The organism is Zymobacter sp. IVIA_12111.31 C1 (assembly GCF_047495495.1).
Taxonomy (GTDB): domain Bacteria; phylum Pseudomonadota; class Gammaproteobacteria; order Pseudomonadales; family Halomonadaceae; genus Zymobacter.
Window position 1 is genome coordinate 956,193 of sequence record NZ_CP179930.1, and the last position, 23,016, is coordinate 979,208.

A 23,016-nucleotide genomic window follows, 5' to 3' on the forward strand; every position below is an offset into this window, starting at 1 on the left:
GTATGGTGTCATGATAAGACATCTGTAAGGGCGTTGCCGACCCTGCAAGAACAACAAGGCTTGGTGCGAGAGGAGAAAATGACAATGGCAGTACGAGTGGAATTCAAGCAGCACGGTGGACCTGAAGTGCTGGAGCTGGTGACGTTCGAGCCGCAAGCGCCTGGCAAGGGCGAGGTCCGCGTACGCAACGAAGCCATCGGCATGAACTTCATCGACATTTACTATCGTGAAGGGCTCTATCCGGTCGATAGTTTTCCGGCGGGGCTGGGCGGCGAAGGGGCTGGTGTCATTGACGCTGTCGGGGAAGACGTCAGCGGTTTCGCGGTAGGTGATCGCGTGGCCTATGCCTCGGTCGGTCGCGGTGCCTACGCCGACCAGCTGTGTCTGCCTGCCAGTCGCCTGGTGCATCTGCCTGATGATATCAGCTGTGAGCAAGCGGCTGCGGTCATGGTGAAAGGGCTGACCGTTCAGTATCTATTCCGTCAGACCTATCCGCTCAAGGCGGGCGACACCGTTCTTTTCCATGCGGCGGCGGGTGGCGTTGGCACCATTGCTTGCCAGTGGGCGCGTGCGATGGGCGTCAAGCTGATCGGTACGGTCAGTACGGATGAAAAGGCGCACCTGGCTAAGTCGCTAGGGGCGTGGGCCACGATCAACTATGCCAAGGAATCTGTGCCCGAGCGCGTACTGGAGCTGACGGAAGGGCGTAAGTGTCCGGTTGTCTATGACTCTGTGGGCATGGCTACCTGGGAAGATTCGCTCGATTGCCTTGAGCCGCGTGGCTTGATGGTCAGCTTCGGCAATGCCTCCGGCCCAGTGACGGGCGTGGATCTGGGTATTCTGAACCGTAAGGGGTCCCTGTTTGTCACGCGCCCAACGCTGAAGCACTACGCTGACACGCCCGAGCACACACAGGCGATGAGCGATGAACTGTTCCAGCTGATCCGTGAAGGTCATATTGATGCTACGCCGCGCAACCGTTTTGCCCTAAAGGATGTGCGACATGCGCAGGAAGCACTGGCGTCACGGGCACTGATGGGGCTGCACGTATTGCTGCCCTGATGAGTCTATGGGGAACGGCGGGCACCGCCCATGAAATGAAAAAGGCTGCCTTTAAGGCAGCCTTTTTGTTTGCGACTTCTTTAGCTGTGGCTTCCGTCGAGCGGACGGAGATGCTTCAGTAACGCGGCGGTTGCGGGTCATCGTTCTGGCGTGCATCCGATGCTGACGACAGCGGGGAGGTATCTACTTCTTCGGCATAGTCGCGCGGAGCGTGCAGAGACAGTGCCGCTTCTTCCTCTTCTTCCGTCATGGCGCTCTGCCCGTTGAGCAGACGCACACGGCGCTTCAGTTCAATATCGCTATCGAGCAGCTGAGTCTCGCGGGCCAGCAGCTGGTTGAGCTGTTGGCTCTGCGTGTGCAGCTGTTCGGCCATGTCGGTGACCTGGCTCAGGTGCTGGTGCATGTGCGTGTGCATCTGGTCGATTTCGCGGTCACGCTCGGCCAGCATCTGGCGGTAGTAGTTACTGCCGCGGCCCAGCAGCTTGTGCAGAAGTGCACCCGCGCCGACGCCGATCAGCAGGGTAATGATGATCAGGATGATGCTCAAGCTCGTACTCATGGAATCCTTTTCTCCGCAGCGGCAGGCCGGTCTTGCAGCGTGCCTGTTGGGCTTGAGTGCACTGACCGTGACGACGGTAGGCACTGGTGCGTTGAGGTCCTGCCCACATTATACGTGTCAGGCGGCTGTCATACACCACTTAGGGGAAGTTTTCATCTTATCAAGCTTCCTCAAAGGTGCATGGTTTATCTCCCGATGCGGCTAAAAAAGGGTGTGAGAGGGGCTTACACCGCTTCGAAGTCTCGGGTATACTACGCGCTCGCTCATTGTTGTCGATCGTTGGCAGGGCACCCGTGAGGGCGCAAGCGTTCGAGTCGACAACTCAAGAAAAATAGGGATTGGTGGGCATCACTTAGTCATTTCAGACTTTGTGATCAAACACCCGAACAAGGTATTTTCTCGATGAAAACGTTCAGCGCTACCCCGCAGACCGTTAAGCGCGACTGGTACGTCGTCGACGCTACGGACAAGACGCTTGGCCGCCTGGCAACCGAACTGGCACGCCGTCTGCGTGGCAAGCACAAGCCCGAATACACTCCTCACGTTGATACTGGCGACTACATCGTTGTCATCAACGCTGAGAAAGTGCGCGTTACTGGTAAGAAAGGTGGCGCAAAACAGTACTACCGTCACACCGGTTACCCGGGTGGTCTGCGTTCCATGAGTTTCGATCAGTTGATCGACCACGCTCCTGAGCGTGTTCTCGAACTCGCAGTCAAAGGCATGCTGCCGAAAGGCCCGCTGGGTCGTGCCATGCACAAGAAGCTCAAGGTTTATGCTGGTGAAAACCACCCGCATACTGCTCAGCAGCCTCTAGAACTGAACATCTGATCTGACAGGGAATTACATCATGGCACAGCAGTACTACGGAACGGGTCGCCGTAAGACCTCTACCGCACGCGTGTTCCTGAAAGCGGGCACTGGCAAGATCGTTGTCAACCAGCGTGAACTCGACACCTACTTCGGTCGTCCGACCGCTCGTCTGGTGGTTCGTCAGCCGCTGGAACTGACTCAGACTTCTGAACAGTTCGATCTGTACATCACCGTTGCTGGTGGTGGTGCTTCTTCTCAGGCTGGTGCTATCCGTCACGGTATCGCACGCGCGCTGATGGACTACAACGAAGACCTGCGTCCTTCTCTGCGCGCAGCTGGCTTCGTTACCCGCGATGCTCGTAAGGTCGAACGTAAGAAAGTCGGTCTGCGCAAAGCACGTCGTCGTCCGCAGTTCTCCAAACGTTAATCGTTACTGGAGCCCTGTGGCGGGCGTTGCCTGTTGCACCGACAAATCGCCTGTCCCCTTCGGGGGCGGGCGATTTTCGTCTGTATGGCATATGCCAGCAGGCGGGTACGGCCCTGGGCGCCCCGTAATGGGCCATAACATGGTATAATCGGGGCAATATCATTGTGAGGAGATTCCAATGGGTGTCGTAGCCAAGCGTTCTTCCATGACGTTCTATACCGGCAGCAACGACCATAAAAGTCATCGTGTCAGGATCGTGCTGGCCGAGAAAGGCGTATCTGTCGATATTCTGGAAGTGGATGACAACAATCCGCCTGCAGAATTGGCTGACCATAATCCTTACAACAGCGTACCGACGCTGGTGGATCGTGATCTGGCGCTCTATGAGTCCAAGGTCATGATGGAGTATCTGGATGAGCGCTTCCCGCATCCGCCGCTGTTGCCGGTCTATCCCGTTGCACGTGCCCAGAGCCGTCTGTGGATGTTCCGCATTGAGCGCGAATGGAGCAGCAAGCTGGATATCCTGATGACCGGTAACGGTACCAAGAAGGAAATTGATCAGGCCCGCAAATCTCTGCGTGAAAGTCTGATTGGCATCAGTCCGATTTTTGAAGATCTGCCTTATTTCATGAGCGAAGAGTTCTCGCTGGTGGATTGCTGTATGGCACCTATCCTGTGGCGTCTGCCCAGTGTCGGCATCGATCTTCCCGAGAAGCAGTGCCGTCCTCTGCTAGGCTATATGCAGCGCCTGTTCGAGCGTGAGTCCTTCCAGGAATCACTGCTGGACAGCGAACGCGAGCTGCGTTCCTAAGCGCGAAACGTCAAGGTGAGCTGGCCTTTCCAGAGGCTGGCCGCCACGACCCTCCCGAGTTCCGAGGTCACCATGCTTTCTAGTCGCCCCTATATTGCCCGAGCGCTGTATGAATGGCTGCTTGATAACGACAACACGCCGTACGTCGTCGTTGATGCCATGCAGGAGGACGTGGTTGTGCCGCGTCAGTTCGTACAGAACGGCCAGATCGTGCTCAATATCGCGCCGTCAGCGGTGCGTGATCTGGATATCAGCAATGAAATGATCACTTTCAACGCCAGTTTCAGCGGCGAGCCCATGCAAGTATGGGTGCCGATCATGGCGCTGGTTGCGGTGTACTCCAAGGAAAACGGGGCCGGGATGGTCTTTGGGCACGAGCCGGTCATTCCTGCGCCTGCAGAAGACGAGCTGGATGAAGAGGCGCCTAAGCTTGAAAGCGTGCCGAAGGCTTCCGACGAGCCGAAGCAAGCGCCTGTCCCGTCGTCTTCCGAGCATGATGATGACACGCCACCACCGAGTGGTGGTGGGCGTCCGCCGAAAGGTCGGCCTGCACTGCGTGTAGTTAAGTAGTCTCACGCATAGCCCGTAGAATGATGAAAAGCCCGATGCATTCAATGCGTCGGGCTTTTTTTATGCTGCGTATGCGTAGGAGGAGGGGCTGCTTGGGTGAGCATGGGCTCTCAGCGTTTGCTTGGCCTCTTGCCTTGGACGTCAATCGACGTATTCGAATGCTTTTACTACACCGCTGACGCCATCGACCTGTGCCGCGATGCGGGCCAGACCGTCGGCTTCGTAGCGCTGGATGGCACCCATGAGAAAGACGATTCCGTTTTCGGTGACAACGTGAACACGTGACAGTGATGACAGTGTGGAGTTGTCGATACCGCGATTCACGCGAGCAGTGATCATACTGTCGGAAATGCGGCGCCATGTCGGAGTGTTGTCGCCGACCGCCAATCCATTGTAGACGCCGCGTACGCCGCCCGCGCTGTGGGCGATTTCGTCTGCGCGGCTGATCATGCCTTGAAGCGGTACCTGTCCAGACAGCACGATATAGCCGTTGAAGACATCGACGTTGACGTGGCTGGTCGAGAAGCCTTGCACGTCGTTTAGACGCATCTTGATGGTGTCAGCAATCGCATTGTCGGCGTTGACGGTATCGGTGCTGCGTGCGGGTCCCAGCGTGTTGGGTGAGCCGGTAGTGACGCAGCCTGACAGGCCAAGCAGCGCGCACAGCGCTGCCGCGGGCAGAAATCCTTTCTTCATGATGATCATGGTCTCTCTCTCGTGAAACCTTGGGCGATTCAGAACGTCACTGTCATGATCGCGCAGGCGTATTTCATTCTTCCAGGCCAAAGAGCTGTTGATCAATTAGATCGACCAAACTGTGGATGACCAACAGGTGCGTTTCGTGAATGCGGGCCGATGACGTGGCCGGCACGCGAATCTCGCAGTCTTCCTGCCCCAGCAGTGAGGACATATCGCCGCCGTCGCGTCCACTAAGCGCAACGACGGACATTTCACGGTCGTGTGCGGCCTGAATGGCCTGGATGACGTTGGCTGAATTGCCTGTCGTCGACAGTACCATCAGGATATCGCCGGGCTGACCTAGGGCGCGTACTTGACGCGAGAAAATGTCGCTATAGCTGGCGCTGTTGGCGATTGAGCTCATGACCGGGTTGTCGGTGGTCAGCGCTAGTCCCGGGAGGCCGGGGCGCTCGCGCTCTTCACTATTGATCATTGATGCGGCAAAAAGTTGGCATAGCGCGGCGCTGCCGCCGTTGCCGCAGGCCAGCACCTTGCCGTCGTTGATCAGACATTGGACCATCATATGGCTGGCAATCTCGATGAACGTGGGCAGAACTTCGCTCGCATAGGTCTTGGTGTCGATGCTGGCGTTGAACTGGTCGAGGATGCGGTTCTGAAAATCCATGGTCGTGAACGGCTCAAAGAGTGAATGAAAGTGAATGATGTTCAGCAGGCATCGAAGGCGTGGCGCATCCAAGTGATATCGGGAGCCTGAACGGTGCCGCTGAGGCCGATGATATCGAAGCGGCAAGGCATATCCAGTGCATGCTGCATCAGATAGTGCTGTGCTGCCAGAATGAGTCGCTGCTGCTTGCGAGGGGTGACGCTGTCGAAGGGTGAGCCATGCTGGCTGTGCTGGCGATAGCGTACTTCGACGAATACGCAGGTGTCGCGATCAGTCATGACCAGATCAAGCTCGCCGTAGCGAGCATGATGGTTGCGGGTACGCAGTTGCAAGCCATGACGTTCGAGGTAGCGGCATGCCAGTGTTTCCATCCACTGCCCGAGTGCGCGTCCGCGTGGCGCGGGCAGTGGAGGCGGTGTCACGACTGAGATGTAGGCTGGGCCGGTGTCGGGCGGCCTTGCTGGAAGCGTGCCCATGGCAGCTGACGCTGGAAGCGGTGATTGGCGTCCAGTTGCAGCGTGCCGGTTGCGCCTTCCAGTTTTGTGTCGGGGCTATCGTTAAAGCGTGCCAGGCGCTGTGCCAGTTCGTAGGCATCGACTCCCATGGCGTTGAGCTTCAACAATGTGATACTGGCCTTGCCGTCGGCATTGAGGCGCTGATAGCTGTCCTTATAAGGCATAGGGTTGCTATCGCTGTAGAGCTCAGGCAGGTACCACGGGATGTTGGGGAACAGCACGCCGTTCAGGTCGCTATCCTGAGAGGCATTGGCGCGGCCGGTGTAAACGTGAGAGGTCGCGTAGATCGGCAGGTTGTCCATATGCAGGTATTTCAGGAATGGCGGTACTTGGCGAGCGTATTCCGGCATGGCGAACATGAATACCATTTGCGGGCGGCCAACCGCGGCGAGCGTCTTCACGCTGCCTGATACCGGTGCGGTTGGCGCGTAGCGTACCGCTGTCATGATCTGGTGATTCTGGTACTGCCACTGCTGGCGGAAGGCGTCTTCGACGCGGTGTCCCCAGTCGTTGTCGGGGGTCAGTAGGCTGGCCTGAGTGAGGCCCGCGTCGCCTGCGTACTGTGCCGCCTGACGTGCTTCGTCTTCAGCGGACAGGCCGTACTCATAGAGCGACTGCGTGGCGTTCTGGGCACTGCTGCCGTAGTTGAGCGCCAACGTTGGCAGTGTGACATCGCTGCGTGATTCGAGGGCGGTTACGGCATCTTTGTCGAGCGGCCCAATCACGACCTGTGCGCCTTTGGCCTTGGCCTGAGCATACAGATCGTCGATCGTCGCCGTTGTCGTGTCGTAATAGTCAACGTCCGGTGCAGGCTGTCCGGCGCTCAGAAGTGCACTGCGTTGCGTGTCGATACCCGCCTTGATTGCTTTGGCCAAGGGGGCGAGCGAACCGCTCTGAGGCAGGAATACGGCAATGCGCGTAGGAGTGCCTGTCGGTGCCTGGGCGTTGCTTGATGGCGTATCCGTGCTCGTGGAGGGCGTGACGACAGCGGCAAGACCGGCCAGTTGTGCCAGTGCGGCTGGCAGCTGTATGGCGGCGGGGTGCTGGGCGTGGCGCTGTTGCCAGTCGCGGACGGCGGCCTGTAGTGCATCCTGCTGGCTCGTGCTGCGCGCAAGCGCGGACAGTTCCTGCCAGCCGATACTCAGATCATCCTTGCCGGGCAGTAGTGACAGTTGGGGGTTGCTCAGCAGCTGCAACTGCAGCCATATGGCGTCGTTGTAACCCGCATCGCTATTGGCGCGGCGCTGGGCGTCTAGCAGCATAGAGGCAGCCTTGAGGTGGTCGCCCTGTTCGCCGAAGGCCTGTGCGCGATAGATGGTCAGCTGGCGACGATCTTCGGTGGCCAGCGATAGGTTGGAGTTCTCAAGCAGGGCAACGGCCTTGAAGGTGGCGCCGCTGTTGTGCTGTTCAAGCCCCAGTCTGGCGGTAAGCAGTGCCCATTGAATGCGATCTTGAGGGGAAAGCAGGCGGTCATCCAAGCTGCTGAGGATCGAGAGGGCTAGGCCCTGTTCACCCTGCTGGGAAAGCAGCGTCGCCGCCTTAAGACGTGTAGCCGTCGCTTGTGGTAGCGGTTGGCTCTGTGCGTCAGTCAGTAGCCGCTCGGGAGAATTGCTGCCGAAGCCGCCAAAGAAAGAAGGCGCTGAGGCACACCCTCCGAGCAAGGTGGCCGTCAATGCGAGGCCGGCCAATCGTTGGAATGCGTCACGCATGGTCTCTTTCCCCAGTCTTCATGTGATTCATATGAGTGTGGCGGTCGTTTTACTCAAGACCTCTGCCTTGAGGTATAGTGCCGCTGGCAGAGCGGCGACGGCCTTGTCGATGTCTGCGCCTTCAGCGGCGCAGACAGTTCCCCTCTGACCCGAAGCGTAGTCAATCCAGGAGCAATCGCATGTCGCGCAGCAGAACCCTTCATGACTCCCCCCGTCATTCGTCTTCACGCTCAGGTCCGGGAGGCGAAACAATGGGCATATTGTACGTGGTCGCTACGCCGATTGGTAATCTGGATGACATTTCGGTGCGCGCCCGCCAGATTCTGTGCCAAGTCGATTTGATCGCGGCAGAAGACACGCGGCACAGTGCGCGACTGATGCAGCATATCGGGGCGAAGGCACCGCTAATCTCAGTGCACGATCATAATGAAAGTGCGCGTATTGAGATGCTGTGCGAACGCCTGCAAGCGGGACAGGATGTCGCATTGATTAGTGATGCGGGTACACCGCTGATCTGCGATCCGGGCTACCACGTCGTCAATGCGCTGCGCAGCCGTGGACTGGGCGTTGTGCCAGTTCCTGGTCCCTGCGCTTTGATTACGGCACTTTCCGCAGCGGGTTTACCTACTGATCGTTTCCGGTTCGAAGGGTTCCCCAGTGCGAAGCGCGCTGCTCGTCAGGGATTGCTCAAGGCGTTGCGTGCTGAAACGGCGACGGTAGTGATGTACGAATCGCCGCATCGCATCCGTTATCTGCTGGAAGATATCGTCGATACGCTGGGCGAACGGCCGCTAGTGCTGGCGCGCGAACTGACTAAGACGTTCGAAACCTTTCTGTCGGGCACGGCGGCAGAGCTGCTGGCGCTGATGGACGAGGACGCTGATCAGACGCGCGGTGAGTTCGTGGTGATGATCGGTGGTCATGTGGCTGCTGACAATGCCAGCGAAGAAGACGGGGCGTTCGGCAGTACCGAACTGCTTGAAGCGCTGCTAGAAGAAGGCGTGGGAGTGAAGCAGGCAGCAGGGGTTGCGGCGCGCCTACTGGGGGGGCGTAAGCAGCAGTGGTATCAGCAGGCCCAGACACTGAAAGAACAGCGCTGATCGGCTAAAGATTTGTCGGCCGGAATGATATTTCTGGGCCGATCGTGACATTTACGGTTGAGCCGTCTTGCTGGCACTGGTATTCTCGCGCACTGAAAGTGGCTCAGACAATCGCTGCCGGACTTCGGTCCGGGAGAGGAAAGTCCGGGCTCCATAGGGCAGGATGCCAGGTAACGCCTGGGCGGCGTGAGCCGACGGAAAGTGCAGCAGAGAGCAGACCGCCTAAGCACGCAAGTGCCGGCAAGGGTGAAAGGGTGCGGTAAGAGCGCACCGCGCGGCTGGTAACAGGCGTGGCATGGTAAACCCCATCCGGAGCAAGACCAAATAGGAACCCCATGGTACGGCCCGTACAAGGGTTCGGGTAGGTTGCTTGAGGCGTACGGCGACGTGCGTCCTAGAGGAATGATTGTCCCCGACAAAACCCGGCTTATCGAGCCACTTTCATCTGATTTCCCGATATCCCGTTACATCTCGTAGCCAAAACGCTGCATTTGTTTCACAGCAGCACACGCTTTGTCACGGTAGCGTAGGCACCTGTTGCCACGGTCATGACGCCCGTCATGGCAAAACCGCTGCCCAGAGCAGATTGCGAGTGTAACGGGCTCTCCATTTTTCTTGCCAGTGTGGTACCCACGGACATCATGTCATCTATGCGCTCGTCTTCTTCATCGGTGACTGACGCCATGGCGCAGTCGTCTCCTTCAACGCCACATATCAGCGTGCTTCTGGAGGGGGCGGTCGATGCACTGGTACATGACCCTTCCGGCAACTATCTTGATGGCACCTTCGGGCGCGGCGGTCACAGTCGTGCCATACTGAAGAATCTTGCACCTGAAGGGCGCCTGATCGGCATTGATCGCGATCCCGAAGCATTGAAGGCCGGGCAGGCCATCGACGATGCACGCTTTACGCTCGTACGCTCCTCGTTTTCCGAGCTGGATGACGTGGCGCAGCAGCTGGGTGTGTTCGGTCAGCTGTCGGGCATTCTGCTCGATATCGGCGTATCTTCGCCCCAGCTTGACGATGCCTCTCGTGGTTTCAGCTTCCTGCGTGATGGTCCGCTGGACATGCGCATGGACCCCGAGCATGGGGTAAGCGCTGCGCAGTGGATCGCTGACGCTGAGGAACACGAGATGGCGCGCGTGTTCAAAGAATACGGTGAGGAGCGTTATGCCCGTCGGTTGGCGAAGGCGATCGTTCAGCGTCGCAAGGAACGACCGTTCCTGCGTACCGTGGATCTTGCCGAGGTAGTCAAGGCTGCCCACCCGGCGTGGGAAAAGCACAAGCATCCGGCAACGCGCGTCTTCCAGGCCATTCGCATTCATATCAATGATGAGCTGGGCCAGTTAGATGCGGCACTTGATGCCGCGCTGGAAGCGCTAGCTCCGGGTGGTGTGCTGGTCGTTATTAGCTTCCACTCGTTGGAAGACCGACGGGTCAAACGCTTCATTCGTGACAAGGCGCGCGGTGATATTGATATCCCGAAAGGGTTACCGCTGCGCGAAGATCAGCTCAATCGGCGGCTGGCGCCTGTTGGCAAGGCACAGCGGCCATCCAAGGAAGAGGTCGACGCCAACCCTAGGGCACGGAGTGCCGTGATGCGGGTGGCGCGCAAATTGGCATAAGGTCTCACTCGTGGTCAAAACTCAGACGCAGGAACAGTCTCCACTGCATCGTCTTCATCGTTTTACGGCGCGTTTGTTCTTTGGGGCATCGCTCGTCAGCATATTTGTGATGTTCTGCGCCGTGCTTGTGACTGCTTTCGTGATTACCACGACGACCCATCAGACCCGAGACCAGTACCGACGCCTGCAGCGCCTTGAGCGCGAGCAGGATGAACTGCAGGCCAACTGGACTCGCCTGCGTCTCGAAGAAGGGACGCATTCTTCTCCTTCCCGTATCGAAGTGGAGGCGCGCAATCGTCTCATGATGCATGTGCCTCAGACGCGTGAGCTTGAGGTGCTGGCCCCATGACTCAGCGCCGCTATTCCTCTTTTTCCTCTCGTCAGTCCTCTTCTTCCAAGCGTAATCCGCTTGGCCCGAGCGCCAGCTGGCGCATGGTGCTGGTGCGCATGATCCTGATTTTGGGGCTGTGCGCACTGATCGGCCGCATCGTTTGGCTGCAGGTGCTTGATCACGACTTCCTGCAGGGACAGGGGGATGCGCGTACCGTGCGCACCGAGATCATCAGCGCCAACCGCGGGGTCATTATGGACCGCGAGGGCGAGCCGCTGGCCGTTTCCACCCCCGTCATCACGTTGATCGGTAACCCTCGTGAAATGTCGATGGAACGCCAAGACTTGGTCGCACTGGCCAAGGCGCTTGAAGAGCCGTCAGTCGACGCCTTCGTCAACCGAATGGTGGATCAGCACAACCGCAATCGCTCGTTCGTCTATTTGGCGCGTCGCATCACGGCCGACAAGGCTCAGCAGGTCCAGGCGCTGAAATTGCCGGGTATCGAATCGCGCAATGAATACAAGCGCTACTACCCTGCCGGGGAAGTGACGTCGCAGCTGGTGGGTATCACCGATATCAATGATGAAGGCAGCGAAGGCATGGAACGTGCCTACAACGAACTGCTGCGCGGTGTGCCCGGCGAGCGCAAGGTACTCAAGGATCGTCGCGGCAACTGGGTGCGCGATATGCCGCTGTTCTTCAAAGAAGCCAGTCCGGGGCGCAATATCCAGCTGTCGATCAGCCTGCGTTTGCAGTATCTGGCGTACCGTGAATTGCTGAATACCGTGCAGGCTCACAATGCCGACGCCGGTTCCATCCTGATCATGAATGCGCGTACGGGTGAGGTGCTGGCCGAAGCCAGTGTGCCCTCCTATAACCCCAACAACATCAGTGGTGGGGTCGAGCGTAACCGCCCGATCACCGATGCGATGGAGCCGGGGTCGGTCATGAAGCCCTTGGCGATGGCGACCATTCTGGAGTCGGGCAAGTTCTCTCCGGACATGACGCTCGATACCTCGCCGGGCTACATGCGTCTGGACAACTTCACCATTCGTGATGTGCGCAACTTCGGCAAGCTGACCCTGACCGGGGTCATCACTAAGTCCTCCAATATCGGGATGACCCAGCTGGCGCTGGCACTGCCCAACGACGTGCTGTGGCAGGCCTATCGCCGCATGCGCCTCAATCAGGCGCCCGGCACGGCATTCCCGGGGGAAAGCGCCGGTTCGCTGCCGATTCCTGCTGTATGGTCGAAATCCACTCGCGCCACGCTGGCCTATGGGTACGGTTTGGCCGTTTCCCAGCTACAGCTGGCCAGTGCCTACACCACGATCGCTAACGACGGCCGCTATCTGAAACCCTCGCTGCTGAAGCTGCCCGAAGCACCGCAGGGTGAGCAGTTGATCCAGCCTCAAACGGCCCACCAAGTGCTGGCGATGATGGAAACCGTCGTCGGGCCATACGGCGGTGCCGGTGGTGCCGCCATCGAAGGCTACCGTGTAGCTGGCAAGAGCGGTACACCACGCAAGCTCAGCGCACAGGGCAAGTATGAAGCCAACTCCCACCGTGCCAACTTCGTTGGCATCGTGCCAGCCACCAACCCACGCCTGATCATGGTCATCACCATCGACGACTCTAAGCAGGGGGGCTACTACGGTGGGGCCGTGGCCGCGCCGCTGTTTGCCCGCGTGGCAGGGCCTGCGCTGCGTATGCTTGATGTGCCACCCGACGATAAGCGCGATGACGGTGAAAACAGCCGCCATGCCGATGATGCCGTCAAGGTAACCGGTATCCGTCAACCGGGTGCCGCTGAGGCCGCTGCGCGTTCGACCCCCAATGATTGATTCTCTTTAGCTGTGACAGGAATGACGATGGCCCAGTCCGTGCTTTATCCGCGCCCCGATCGAGAGGGGCTTCGCTCGTTCATTTCACGTACTTGGCCTCGCACGTCGCTTGGCGCTCTTGATGCGCTGGCGGCCGATGCCGGTGTGACGCAGGACAGTCGTCAGGCTGCGCCGGGCATGCTGTTTATTGCGGCGATCGGTGCGGCTGGCGATGGTCGCGCTTACATCGAACACGCCTTGGCTCAGGGCGCTGTTGCCGTGCTGGCCGAGGCACCGTTCGAAACGGATGATCCTCGGGTGATGGTGGTCGACGACCTTAATGCCCACCTGCCTGCGTTGATCGCCGCGCTCTATCCGCAGTCACAGCAGGGCTGCCATATTGCCGTGACGGGCACCAACGGTAAGAGTTCGGTGACTCACTATATCGTTGAGCTGTTGAATGCGCTGGGCGAGCGCGCGGCGCTAATCGGTACGCTGGGAATGGGGGAGCCGGGCCATCTTGTGGCATCAGGTTTCACTACCCCGCATATGCTGACCGTCGCGCAGCAGGCGGCTCGCTGGCACGCTGATGGCATTCGCTATGTGGTGCTGGAAGCCTCTTCCCATGCGTTGGATCAGGGGCGGTTGGACAGTATTCCTCTCCACGCTGGCGTATTCACCAATTTGACCCGCGATCACCTTGATTATCACGGCAGTATGCTGGGCTATGCCGCCGCCAAGGCGCGTCTGTTCAGGCGTCCCGAGCTGCGTTCCGCTATCGTCAATGCACATGATGAGCATGTGCGGCTGATGTTGGCAGGCTGTCAGTGCCCGGTCACGCGTGTGGATGCGTACGGCGGTGATGCCGATTTCAGCGCTACGGGTTGGCAGCCCACGCATACGGGCCAGCATGTCGAACTGGCGACACCGACAGGCGTTCACTCTATTGATTTGCCACTGCTGGGCCGTTTCAACCTTGATAACGTGCTACTAGCGGTCGCTACGCTCTACGCGCAAGGATTCGATCTGGCTCGCCTGCTGACGGCTGTGGCGTCGCTGCACCCCGTGCACGGGCGCATGCATATCATTACCGAGCCGGGTATGCCGGTCGTCGTCGTTGACTACGCCCACACGCCGGATGCACTTGACAATGCTCTGACGGCGCTGCATCAGCATGTGCCGGGACGGCTTTGGGCTATCGTCGGCTGCGGCGGTGACCGCGACAACGGTAAGCGTCCACAGATGGCCGCAATCGCTGAGCGACAGGCCGATCATGTCGTGCTCACCGATGACAATCCGCGTACCGAAGACCCTGAGCAGATTCGTCAGCAGATGCGCGTTGGTCTGCAGCATCCTGATGCCGCATGGAACATCGGTGATCGCCGTCAGGCCATCACGACCGTTGTGAAGGCGGCCGCCGCAGCCGATGTCATCCTTATCGCAGGCAAAGGGCACGAAGACTATCAGGACATTCAGGGCGTCAAGCATCCCTTTGACGATGCGCTGGTCGCGGCTGAAGCCTTGGCGGCGCGTGCCGAGGAGGGCAGGGCATGATGAACGTTACGCTACAGGTGTTGGCAGAAGACATTCATGGCTGCTGGACGGGGGCCGCGGACACGGTGGTCACCGCCGTTGGTACCGATACGCGCGCTGTCACGCCAGGCATGTTGTTCGTGGCACTGCGCGGTGAACGCTTCGATGGTCATCGCTATGTTCAGCAAGCGCTGGAGGCCGGGGCGGTCGCTGTGGTGGTCGATCATGACCTTAGCGAGCAGTATCCCAGCGTGGCGGGTCGGCAGTTGATCGTCGCTGATACCCGACTGGCGCTTGGGCAGCTGGCGGGGGCCGTACGTGACCGCTGGACGGGCACTGTGATTGCATTGACCGGTAACAGCGGCAAGACCACGGTCAAAGAGATGGTGCTGACGCTGTTGAGTGAAGCGGTTGGTGAGCAGGCGGTGTTGGCGACTGAAGGCAATCTCAACAACGATATCGGTGCTCCACTGACGTTGCTGAAATTGCAGCCTCGGCATCGCTATGCGGTGATCGAGCTGGGGGCCAACCATATCGGTGAGATTGCATGGACAGCCGCACTGGCGCGTCCTGATGTTTCCATTATCACCAACGTGACCGGTGCGCATGTGGGCGAGTTCGGTGGCATGGGCATGATTGCGCAGGCTAAGGGCGAAATTCTCTCTGCAACATCGGTATCTGGGCATGCCGTTCTTCCGGCCACTGACCGCTATTTGCCGTTCTGGCAGTCACTTGCGTCACGTCGGATACAGGCTGTTCCGGAACTGTTTGGCCTGGATTACGTCGAAGGCTGGCACGTTCGTGATTGTATGCCGCTGGCAAACGGCTTCCGCTTCACGCTATGCCATCAGCAGCGTGTAGTGGGAGAGGTCACTTTGCCGATGTTGGGGCGGCACAACGTTGTCAATGCGCTGGCGGCCGCGGCGGCGGCACATGCCGTGGGTGTCGAGGATGTGGCCATCGTTGCAGGATTGAGCCGCTGCCGTTCATATGCACAGCGGATGCTGTGTGTTGAAGGACGGCGTGGACTGCGGGTGCTGGACGACAGCTATAACGCTAACCCCGGCGCCATGAAGGCAGCGCTAGAGACACTGGTCACTCAGCCTGGTCCTCACTGGTGTTTTATGGGGGCGATGGGTGAACTGGGTGCGGCTTCGGCTCAGCTGCATACCGACGTTGGCCGCTATGCTCGTGCGCTGGGCGTATCGCTGGTGACGTTCGGTGACGATGCCCGTGCGGCGGCAGCGGCCGCCGATGGGCGGCATTTCGAGGACTGGGACGCATTGGTGGCCTTTGCTCGCCGGTCGCTGCCTGATCATGCCTGCGTGCTGGTCAAGGGCTCGCATGCCATGCATATGGAGCGGCTGGTTGAACAGCTGCGTGCCTGAACGCTGGATTCCCGAGCGCAGTGGGCGATAGGTAGACTGGGGCACGGGGCGGCAGTGGCGCTTCGGGCGACAAGAATTCACAACATGTTCAAAGGGTAAGTACGACAGATGCTCCTTCTGCTTTCTCAATGGCTGGTCCAGTACTCCAGCATTTTCAACGCCTTTACCTACAGCACCCTGCGGATGATTATGGCGACGCTCACGGCGTTGGCCATCTCGATTCTGATTGGCCCGTACATGATCCGCCGTCTGGTCAGCCGCCAGATCGGGCAGGCCGTGCGCAGCGATGGCCCGCAGTCCCATCTGTCGAAGGCGGGTACGCCCACCATGGGCGGCGTGCTGATCCTGATTTCGATTGCGATCGCGACCTTGCTGTGGGGCGATCTGTCCAACCTGTACGTGTGGATTCTGCTGGTCGTGACCATCGGCTTCGGGGCCATCGGCTGGGTCGATGACTACCGCAAGGTCGTCGAAAAGAATTCGCGAGGTTTGCCGGCGCGCTGGAAATACTTCTGGCAGTCGCTGTTGGGCTTCGGTGTCGGTGTTGTTCTCTATGTGGCGCATACGCAAGGGGCCGATCTGCCGTCCTTCCTGCAGGGCTACGGCACGCCGTCGGACAACAGCCTGCTGTTACCGTTCGTCAAGAACTATGCCGTGCAGCTTGGCGTGGCCTATATCCTCATGACCTATCTGGTCGTGGTTGGTAGCTCCAATGCCGTCAACCTGACCGATGGGCTTGATGGGCTGGCCATCATGCCGACCGTGCTAGTCGCCATGGGGCTGGGGGTGTTCGCGTTTGCCAGTGGTAACGCTGAGATTGCCAGCTACCTGCATATCCCGTTCATTCGCGGGGCAGGTGAGCTCACTATTTTCTGTGCGGGCATCGCTGGTGCTGGTCTGGGCTTTCTGTGGTTCAACACCTATCCCGCTCAGGTCTTCATGGGTGATGTGGGTGCATTAGCACTGGGGGCGGCACTGGGTTTGATGGCCGTCATCGTACGTCAGGAAATCGTACTGGTAGTGATGGGCGGCGTGTTCGTGGCTGAAACGGTGTCGGTCATCCTGCAGGTGGCTTCCTTCAAACTGACCGGCAAGCGCATCTTCCGCATGGCACCGCTGCATCATCACTTCGAACTGAAAGGGTGGCCGGAACCGCGTGTCATCGTGCGCTTCTGGATCGTCAGCGTGGTACTGGTGCTGTTAGGACTTGCTACTCTCAAGATGCGTTAAGGAGTCGATCGGATGAGTTTCGGTATTCCTGTAGGGGCTACGGCAGTAGTAGGGCTTGGTGTTTCCGGTCAGGCCATCATTCGTCATCTTGCGGCACGAGGCTGCTCGCTGGTGGCGCTGGACGGGAATCCCGACTCTCCCGGCGTTACATGGGTACGTACGCATTATCCTGATGTGCCTGTGTGGGCGGGGGATCTGGCCGCACTGGATCTGACGCCGGCAGCCGAGGTCGTGCTTAGCCCCGGCATTGACCCGCATCAACCGGTGTTTGAGGCCGTGCGTGAGCGTGTCGTTGGTGAGATCGGTATCTTCGCACGCCATCTGCCTGCCGGCATGCAAGTGGTGGCCATTACGGGGTCTAATGCCAAATCCACCGTGACGACACTGGTAGGTGCCATGGCTGAAGCCGCCGGGCATCGACCAGGCATTGGTGGCAATCTGGGCGTACCTGCGTTGCAACTGCTTGATGAGGGCGATCACGATCTGTACGTGCTGGAGCTGTCTTCTTTCCAGCTCGAAACTACGCCGTCGTTGCGTACGCGCGTTTCTGCTTTCCTCAATCTCAGTGAAGACCACCTTAACCGACATGGCGACATGGCGGGCTATCGCGCCGCCAAGCAGCGCATCTTCCTTGATGCTCAGCACGCAGTCGTCAACGCAGATGATCCGGCAACATGGCCGGATGGCGAGCCTACCTATGAAGTGATTCTGTTCGGGCTGGATGCTCCCGGCGAAGCCGAGTGGGGCATTATTAGCGATGCGGGGGGCAAGCTTTGGCTCGCGCATGGCGTGTTGATGGTGATGCGATTGGATGAACTGCCCTTGCAGGGGCTTCATCACTATGCCAACGCTCTAGCGGCGCTGGCGATTGGTACGGCGATGGGCTGGCCGATCGACGCGATGTGCAGCGTGCTGCGTTCATTCAAGGGCCTAGAGCACCGTGCGCAGATCGTCGGTGAGTTTGACGGCATTCGTTGGATCGACGATTCCAAGGGCACCAACGTTGGTGCATCGCTGGCGGCTATCGAAGGCATTGGGCCGACCATCGACGGTCAGCTGATCTGGCTGGGTGGAGGTATCGGCAAAGGTGCTGATTTCACGCCGTTGGCTGAACCGCTGGCGCGTCATGCGCGAGCGGCGATCCTGTTTGGCCGTGATGCGGCCCTGATCGAGCAAGCGCTTGACGGTGCGGTCCCCGTGCATCATGCCGACACGATGGTCGAGGCTCAGGAGCTGGCACTGACGCTGGCCGAGCCCGGCGATGTCGTGCTGCTGTCCCCGGCCTGTGCCAGTCAAGATCAGTTCCGCAACTACAATGAACGTGGAAACATCTTTCGTGACAAAGTGATAGCGCTGGACGCGCGTCGGCACCGCTAAGGAGAGGGCATGAAGGAAAGAAAGGCAAAAGCCGCCGCTATTCCCACCCCGCATCAGCCCCGCAATGCTGGCATCATGATTTCGGCGATGGCGTTGTTGGCCATCGGCTGGATCATGGTGACCTCGGCATCCAGTGAAGTGATGGGTAGCAACCCTTACTACTACAGCATCCGTCATGGCAGCTTCGTGCTGATGGCCATTGCCGTAGCACTTATCGTGATGCGCATCCCTATGACTTGGTGGCGCGCGCGCGGTGCGGCGCTGTTTATACTGGCCGTTATTCTGCTGCTGGCCGTGCTGTTGGTCGGGCGCACCGTCAACGGGTCGAAGCGCTGGATTGCGTTGGGGGTGCTCAACCTTCAGACCTCTGAGATCGCCAAGCTGTGCATGGTGGTGTACCTGTCCAGTTACATGGTGCGTCATCTGGAACGCGTGCGGACGACATGGCAGGGCTTTGGCATTCCGATCATGCTGGCCGGTCTGCTGGCCATCCTGCTGATGATGGAGCCTGATTACGGCGCCACGGTGGTTCTGCTGTCGTGCACGATGGGGATGCTGCTGCTGGCGGGTGCCTCGGCACACCGCTTTTTCTTGCTCTTGTTGGGATTACTTGGGCTCGGGGTGCTGATGGTTATCATCGAACCGTATCGTATGCAGCGTGTCACCGGGTTTCTTGATCCGTGGGCGCGACCGTTCGATACGGGCTACCAGCTGACCCAGGCGCTAATCGCGTTCGGGCGCGGTGGTTGGTCCGGCCTCGGGCTGGGCAATAGCGTTCAGAAGTTGCAGTACTTGCCTGAAGCGCACACTGACTTTGTGTTTTCGGTACTGGCTGAGGAACTGGGTCTGTTTGGTTCCGTCGCCGTGATCCTACTGTTCATCATGTTGGTTTGGAATGCCTTCGGCGTGGGCCGCGAAGCCGAGCGCAGCGGCCGATTCTTTTCCGCCTATGTCTGTTATGGCTGTGGCATGATCTTTGGAGCCCAGGCGTGCATCAACATCGCCGTGAACGTGGGCCTGATGCCAACCAAAGGGTTGACTCTGCCGCTACTGAGCTACGGTGGTTCGAGTCTGCTGGTGTCGGGTGCCATGGTTGGACTGTTGCTGCGTGTCGATGGGGAAACGCGAGCGTACAAGGCCGCCCGCGGACGACGAGGGCGGCGCTCGCCAGAAGCTGTCAAGGAGGCTAGCGCATGAGCGCGCCTGAGAAGACATCCACTGCGACGGTAACCGCGCAGGATGCACATTTACATGATTCACCCTCATCGCTTCAAAAAGTGATGATCATGGCCGGTGGTACCGGCGGTCACGTCATTCCTGCGCTGTCGCTTGCCAAAGCGCTGACGGCACGAGGTGTTGAGGTCCACTGGCTAGGCTCACCGCGCGGCATCGAGAACACGCTGGTACCGCGTGCTGGCTACCCCCTGCACCGCATCAACGTGGCAGGGCTGCGTGGCAAGGGCGTAGTGGGCTGGTTGCAGGCACCGTTTCGCCTGTGGCGTGCCGTGCGACAGGCCAAGCGCATCCTGCGCGATGTCGCCCCCGGGTTGGTGGTCGGCATGGGCGGCTTTGCCAGTGGTCCCGGCGGTTTGGCCGCGCGACGCATGAAGCTGCCGCTGGTGATCCACGAACAGAATGCGTTGGCCGGCATGACCAACAAAGTGCTGGCGCGCATGGCAACGCGCGTCTATACCGCATTCCCGAATGCGCTGCCTGATCGCGTTCGTCCGCAGGTCATCGGCAACCCAGTGCGCGGCGAAATCGCGGCGCAGGGCGAGCATCTGCGCAGTGCCGATGATATGGCCGCACGTCGTCTGCGCGTGCTGGTGCTGGGTGGTTCGCTGGGGGCCAAAGCGCTCAATGAGCGGCTGCCGCATGCGCTGGCGATGATGCCTGACAATGAACGCCCGGAAGTGCGCCATCAGGCCGGTCGCGACAAGGAAGAGAGCACGCGCGAGCAGTATGCGCTTGCAGGCGTGCAAGCTAACGTCAGTGCCTTTATCGACGATATGGCCGAAGCCTATGAATGGGCCGATCTGGTTGTGTGCCGTTCCGGCGCGTTGACCGTGGCCGAGCTGGCTGCGGCCGGAAAGCCATCGCTGTTGGTGCCGTTCCCGTTTGCCGTCGACGATCATCAGCGCTTCAATGCGCGCGATCTGAGCGATTACGGTGCGGCTGTTCTGATGCCCCAATCCGATATGACGGCAGAGCACCTGCATGAAACGCTGGTCGCTCTGCTCGACCCTGAAACGCTTGCCTCCATGGCCGTGCATGCTCGCGAGCGTGCACGTCTTGATGCCATTGATGTTTTGGCAAGCGGCTGTATGGAGATTGATCTTGAGCCACATTGAATTCTCTTCTGACACGGCGACTCCCGCTCGACCGGGGCGTGTCTGTTCGCGCGGCAATATGGGGCGTATTCGCCGCATCCACTTCGTGGGTGTTGGCGGCTCCGGCATGTGCGGCATTGCGGAAGTGCTGGCCAACCAGCACTTCGACGTCAGCGGCAGCGATATCAAGGCGTCCAGTGCCACTGAACACCTGACGAGCTGCGGCGTGAAGGTCAGCATTGGTCACCGCGAAGAAAACGCACACGGTGCCGACGTGGTTGTAGTCTCGACCGCTATCAACGAAGCCAATCCTGAGATCGGTTACGCGCGCGCTCATCGCATTCCGGTCGTGCGTCGTGCCGAGATGCTGGCGGAGCTGATGCGCTTCCGCCACGGCATTGCTATTGCAGGTACACACGGCAAAACGACCACCACCAGTCTGACAGCCACGTTGCTGGCCGAAGGCGGCCTTGATCCGACCTTTGTGATCGGTGGCAAGTTGACCAGTGCTGGTGCGAACGCGTGCTTGGGCAAGGGTGAGTATCTGGTGGCCGAAGCCGACGAATCTGATGCGTCCTTCCTGCACTTGCAGCCGATGGCGGCTATCGTCACCAACATCGACGCTGACCATATGGCCACTTACGGTGGCAGCTTCGAACGCCTACAGGATGCTTTTGTCGAATTCCTGCATAACCTGCCGTTTTACGGACAGGCCATCCTGTGCGTTGATGACGACACCGTGCGTGGTCTGCTGCCGCGCATCAAACGTCAGTTCGTGACCTACGGTTTTTCCGACGATGCCGATTTCCGCATCCGCAACTTCACCCAGGCGGGCAACCTGATCCACTTCACGGCCGAACGCCCTGAAGGCTACGCGCCGTTGGATGTAACGTTGGCCATGCCGGGGCGCCACAATGCCCTCAACGCATTGGCTGCCATTGCCGTAGCGACCGATACCGGTGTCGCCGATGACGATATCGTGCGGGCACTGGCGGGCTTCAAAGGTGTCGGGCGCCGCTTCCAGGTGCACGGTAACTTCCCGCTGGCCGATGGCGGCGAAGTGATGCTGGTCGATGATTATGGTCACCATCCGCGCGAAGTCGATATGGTGATTCAGGGAATCCGTAAAGGGTGGCCGGACCGTCGCTTGGTCATGATCTATCAGCCGCACCGCTATACCCGCACGCAGGATCTGTACGAAGAGTTCGTGCGCGTGCTGTCGGGCGTTGACACGCTGCTATTGATGGACGTATACAGCGCGGGCGAAGCGCCGATCAGCGGTGCCGATGGGCGTTCGCTGGCAGGCTCGATCCGTCAGCGCGGTCAGGTCGACCCGCTGTTCGTCGAAGACAAGCCGGCACTGCCCGCACTGCTGGGCAACGTGCTGCGTGACGGCGATATCGTGATTACACAGGGCGCCGGCGATATCGGCACCATCAGTCTGGCGCTGGCTAACAGTGGCATGAACATGGAAAAGGTCAAACTATGAGTGATCGTGACCGCGTCGCAGAGACGCTTGGCCGCGTAGTCGTATTGATGGGAGGGCGTTCTGCCGAGCGCGAAGTCTCTCTGGCCAGTGGGCGCGCCGTGCTTGATGCGCTGTTGCGTCAGGGCGTCGATGCCATCGCGTTCGACCCCGCCGAACGGCCGCTGCTGGAATTGGGCACGCTGAAGCCTGACCGCGCTTTCATCGCCCTGCACGGTCGCGGCGGTGAAGACGGCATGCTGCAGGGAGCGCTGGAATGGCTCGGCATCCCTTACACCGGAAGCGGCGTGCTAGGCTCAGCGCTGGGCATGGATAAGGAGCGTACTAAGCACGTCTGGCGCAGCGTGGGGTTGCCCACACCCGACAGCATGCTGCTGGACAGCCATCACGACTGGCAGAATGTCGCTGAGCGGCTAGGCTTCCCGATGGTCATCAAGCCCGTCAACGAAGGCTCGACGCTGGGGTTGAGCATCGTGCACAGCGCTGCCGATCTGGAAAAAGCGTGGGAACTGTCGCGTCGCTACGATGCGCAGGTCATGGCTGAACGTTTCATCGAAGGTGATGAGTACACGGTGGCAGTGCTGGGTGATGAAGTGCTGCCGTCCATTCGTGTCGAAGCGGCCTCTGGCTTCTATGATTACGAAGCCAAGTACACGCGCAACGACACGCTCTACCATCTGCCAAGCGGCCTGTCTGTCGAAGATGAAGCTGCCATTGCCGAGCTGACGCGCCGTGCGTTCAATGCGGCAGGTGCGCGAGGCTGGGGACGTGTTGATGTCATGCGCGATGCCCAGAACCAGTTCTGGCTGCTGGAAATCAATACATCGCCGGGTATGACCGGGCACAGCTTGGTGCCGCAGGCGGCTGCCTACAAGGGTATTGATTTCGATACGCTCGTCGTCCGCGTAGCAGCTTCGGCCTCGCTCGAACTGTCGCAGGCAGCACCGAAGCACTGACGTCGAGG

23 protein-coding genes and 1 other RNA gene are annotated in these 23,016 nt (G+C 59.6%); 18 read left to right on the forward strand and 6 right to left on the reverse strand.

The features are described 5' to 3' along the window. The first annotated feature begins 84 nt into the window (after positions 1-84). Complete coding sequence (locus ACMHYW_RS04270; protein WP_414501039.1) at positions 85-1,062, forward strand: NADPH:quinone reductase; 978 nt, start codon at positions 85-87, stop codon at positions 1,060-1,062. 115 nt (positions 1,063-1,177) lie between these two features. On the opposite strand, the gene ACMHYW_RS04275 is transcribed toward ACMHYW_RS04270, so the two are convergent. Continuing rightward, positions 1,178-1,621, reverse strand: a complete 444-nt coding sequence (locus tag ACMHYW_RS04275) for a ZapG family protein (RefSeq protein WP_414501040.1) — start codon at positions 1,619-1,621, stop codon at positions 1,178-1,180. 402 nt (positions 1,622-2,023) lie between these two features. Between ACMHYW_RS04275 and rplM the strand changes: the two genes are divergently transcribed. From rplM to ACMHYW_RS04295, 4 genes are all read left to right on the forward strand, one after another. Continuing rightward, on the forward strand, positions 2,024-2,452 hold the full coding sequence (gene rplM / locus ACMHYW_RS04280) for a 50S ribosomal protein L13 (protein WP_027705315.1): 429 nt from the start codon (positions 2,024-2,026) through the stop codon (positions 2,450-2,452). Positions 2,453-2,468: 16 nt separating this feature from the next. Continuing rightward, positions 2,469-2,861 (forward strand): 30S ribosomal protein S9, encoded by a 393-nt coding sequence (gene rpsI / locus ACMHYW_RS04285; protein ID WP_179949543.1) that lies wholly within the window; start codon positions 2,469-2,471, stop codon positions 2,859-2,861. A gap of 178 nt (positions 2,862-3,039) precedes the next feature. Then, positions 3,040-3,672 (forward strand): glutathione S-transferase N-terminal domain-containing protein, encoded by a 633-nt coding sequence (locus tag ACMHYW_RS04290; RefSeq protein WP_027705317.1) that lies wholly within the window; start codon positions 3,040-3,042, stop codon positions 3,670-3,672. A gap of 72 nt (positions 3,673-3,744) precedes the next feature. After that, the gene (locus tag ACMHYW_RS04295) at positions 3,745-4,242 is read left to right on the forward strand and encodes a ClpXP protease specificity-enhancing factor (RefSeq protein ID WP_414501041.1); all 498 of its coding nucleotides are present in this window, start codon (positions 3,745-3,747) and stop codon (positions 4,240-4,242) included. A gap of 141 nt (positions 4,243-4,383) precedes the next feature. Here the strand turns inward: ACMHYW_RS04295 and ACMHYW_RS04300 are convergent, their stop codons facing one another. The 4 genes from ACMHYW_RS04300 to ACMHYW_RS04315 form a co-directional block, all read right to left on the reverse strand. Beyond that, positions 4,384-4,938, reverse strand: a complete 555-nt coding sequence (locus ACMHYW_RS04300) for a BON domain-containing protein (RefSeq protein ID WP_414501042.1) — start codon at positions 4,936-4,938, stop codon at positions 4,384-4,386. A gap of 73 nt (positions 4,939-5,011) precedes the next feature. Then, positions 5,012-5,605, reverse strand: a complete 594-nt coding sequence (locus ACMHYW_RS04305; RefSeq protein ID WP_027705319.1) for a phosphoheptose isomerase — start codon at positions 5,603-5,605, stop codon at positions 5,012-5,014. Positions 5,606-5,646: 41 nt separating this feature from the next. Further along, positions 5,647-6,027, reverse strand: coding sequence for a YraN family protein (locus ACMHYW_RS04310; protein WP_414501043.1), 381 nt, complete (start codon positions 6,025-6,027; stop codon positions 5,647-5,649). Continuing rightward, complete coding sequence (locus ACMHYW_RS04315; protein WP_414501044.1) at positions 6,024-7,829, reverse strand: penicillin-binding protein activator; 1,806 nt, start codon at positions 7,827-7,829, stop codon at positions 6,024-6,026. Before ACMHYW_RS04315 ends, ACMHYW_RS04310 begins: the two co-directional genes overlap by 4 nt. 251 nt (positions 7,830-8,080) lie before the next feature. Between ACMHYW_RS04315 and rsmI the strand changes: the two genes are divergently transcribed. Together rsmI and rnpB are read left to right on the forward strand one after the other, a co-directional pair. Continuing rightward, complete coding sequence (rsmI, locus tag ACMHYW_RS04320) at positions 8,081-8,929, forward strand: 16S rRNA (cytidine(1402)-2'-O)-methyltransferase (RefSeq protein ID WP_414501045.1); 849 nt, start codon at positions 8,081-8,083, stop codon at positions 8,927-8,929. A gap of 95 nt (positions 8,930-9,024) precedes the next feature. Further along, positions 9,025-9,375: RNase P RNA component class A (rnpB, locus tag ACMHYW_RS04325), an RNA gene on the forward strand. Positions 9,376-9,425: 50 nt separating this feature from the next. Here rnpB and ACMHYW_RS04330 read toward each other — a convergent pair. Further along, positions 9,426-9,614 (reverse strand): hypothetical protein, encoded by a 189-nt coding sequence (locus ACMHYW_RS04330; protein WP_414501046.1) that lies wholly within the window; start codon positions 9,612-9,614, stop codon positions 9,426-9,428. Here ACMHYW_RS04330 and rsmH point away from each other — a divergent pair. The 11 genes from rsmH to ACMHYW_RS04385 all read left to right on the forward strand — a co-directional run bounded on the left by rsmH (position 9,613) and on the right by ACMHYW_RS04385 (position 23,008). Next, on the forward strand, positions 9,613-10,554 hold the full coding sequence (gene rsmH, locus ACMHYW_RS04335; RefSeq protein WP_414501047.1) for a 16S rRNA (cytosine(1402)-N(4))-methyltransferase RsmH: 942 nt from the start codon (positions 9,613-9,615) through the stop codon (positions 10,552-10,554). The genes ACMHYW_RS04330 and rsmH overlap by 2 nt on opposite strands. A gap of 10 nt (positions 10,555-10,564) precedes the next feature. Beyond that, entirely contained in the window at positions 10,565-10,903 is a 339-nt protein-coding gene (gene ftsL / locus ACMHYW_RS04340; RefSeq protein ID WP_197714366.1) for a cell division protein FtsL, read from the forward strand. After that, positions 10,900-12,729: a peptidoglycan D,D-transpeptidase FtsI family protein gene (locus ACMHYW_RS04345; RefSeq protein ID WP_414501048.1), complete on the forward strand. Its 1,830-nt coding sequence runs from the start codon at positions 10,900-10,902 to the stop codon at positions 12,727-12,729. The genes ftsL and ACMHYW_RS04345 overlap by 4 nt, the downstream gene beginning before the upstream one ends. 27 nt (positions 12,730-12,756) lie before the next feature. After that, a complete protein-coding gene (locus ACMHYW_RS04350) occupies positions 12,757-14,262 on the forward strand; it encodes a UDP-N-acetylmuramoyl-L-alanyl-D-glutamate--2,6-diaminopimelate ligase (RefSeq protein ID WP_414501049.1) in 1,506 nt (501 codons plus the stop codon). After that, positions 14,259-15,629, forward strand: coding sequence for a UDP-N-acetylmuramoyl-tripeptide--D-alanyl-D-alanine ligase (locus tag ACMHYW_RS04355; protein WP_414501050.1), 1,371 nt, complete (start codon positions 14,259-14,261; stop codon positions 15,627-15,629). The genes ACMHYW_RS04350 and ACMHYW_RS04355 overlap by 4 nt, the downstream gene beginning before the upstream one ends. A 108-nt stretch (positions 15,630-15,737) precedes the next feature. Then, positions 15,738-16,859 carry a phospho-N-acetylmuramoyl-pentapeptide-transferase gene (mraY, locus tag ACMHYW_RS04360; protein WP_414501051.1) on the forward strand — a complete coding sequence of 374 codons (1,122 nt, stop codon included), beginning with the start codon at positions 15,738-15,740 and terminating at the stop codon, positions 16,857-16,859. 12 nt (positions 16,860-16,871) lie between these two features. After that, positions 16,872-18,236, forward strand: coding sequence for a UDP-N-acetylmuramoyl-L-alanine--D-glutamate ligase (gene murD, locus ACMHYW_RS04365; RefSeq protein WP_414501052.1), 1,365 nt, complete (start codon positions 16,872-16,874; stop codon positions 18,234-18,236). Between the two features lie 9 nt (positions 18,237-18,245). Next, a complete protein-coding gene (gene ftsW / locus ACMHYW_RS04370) occupies positions 18,246-19,433 on the forward strand; it encodes a putative lipid II flippase FtsW (protein ID WP_414501053.1) in 1,188 nt (395 codons plus the stop codon). A gap of 83 nt (positions 19,434-19,516) precedes the next feature. Next, a complete protein-coding gene (murG, locus tag ACMHYW_RS04375; protein WP_414501469.1) occupies positions 19,517-20,587 on the forward strand; it encodes an undecaprenyldiphospho-muramoylpentapeptide beta-N-acetylglucosaminyltransferase in 1,071 nt (356 codons plus the stop codon). A 58-nt stretch (positions 20,588-20,645) separates the two neighbouring features. Next, positions 20,646-22,055 carry a UDP-N-acetylmuramate--L-alanine ligase gene (gene murC, locus ACMHYW_RS04380; protein ID WP_414501470.1) on the forward strand — a complete coding sequence of 470 codons (1,410 nt, stop codon included), beginning with the start codon at positions 20,646-20,648 and terminating at the stop codon, positions 22,053-22,055. Next, positions 22,052-23,008, forward strand: a complete 957-nt coding sequence (locus ACMHYW_RS04385) for a D-alanine--D-alanine ligase (protein WP_414501054.1) — start codon at positions 22,052-22,054, stop codon at positions 23,006-23,008. Before murC ends, ACMHYW_RS04385 begins: the two co-directional genes overlap by 4 nt. Positions 23,009-23,016 lie beyond the last annotated feature (8 nt).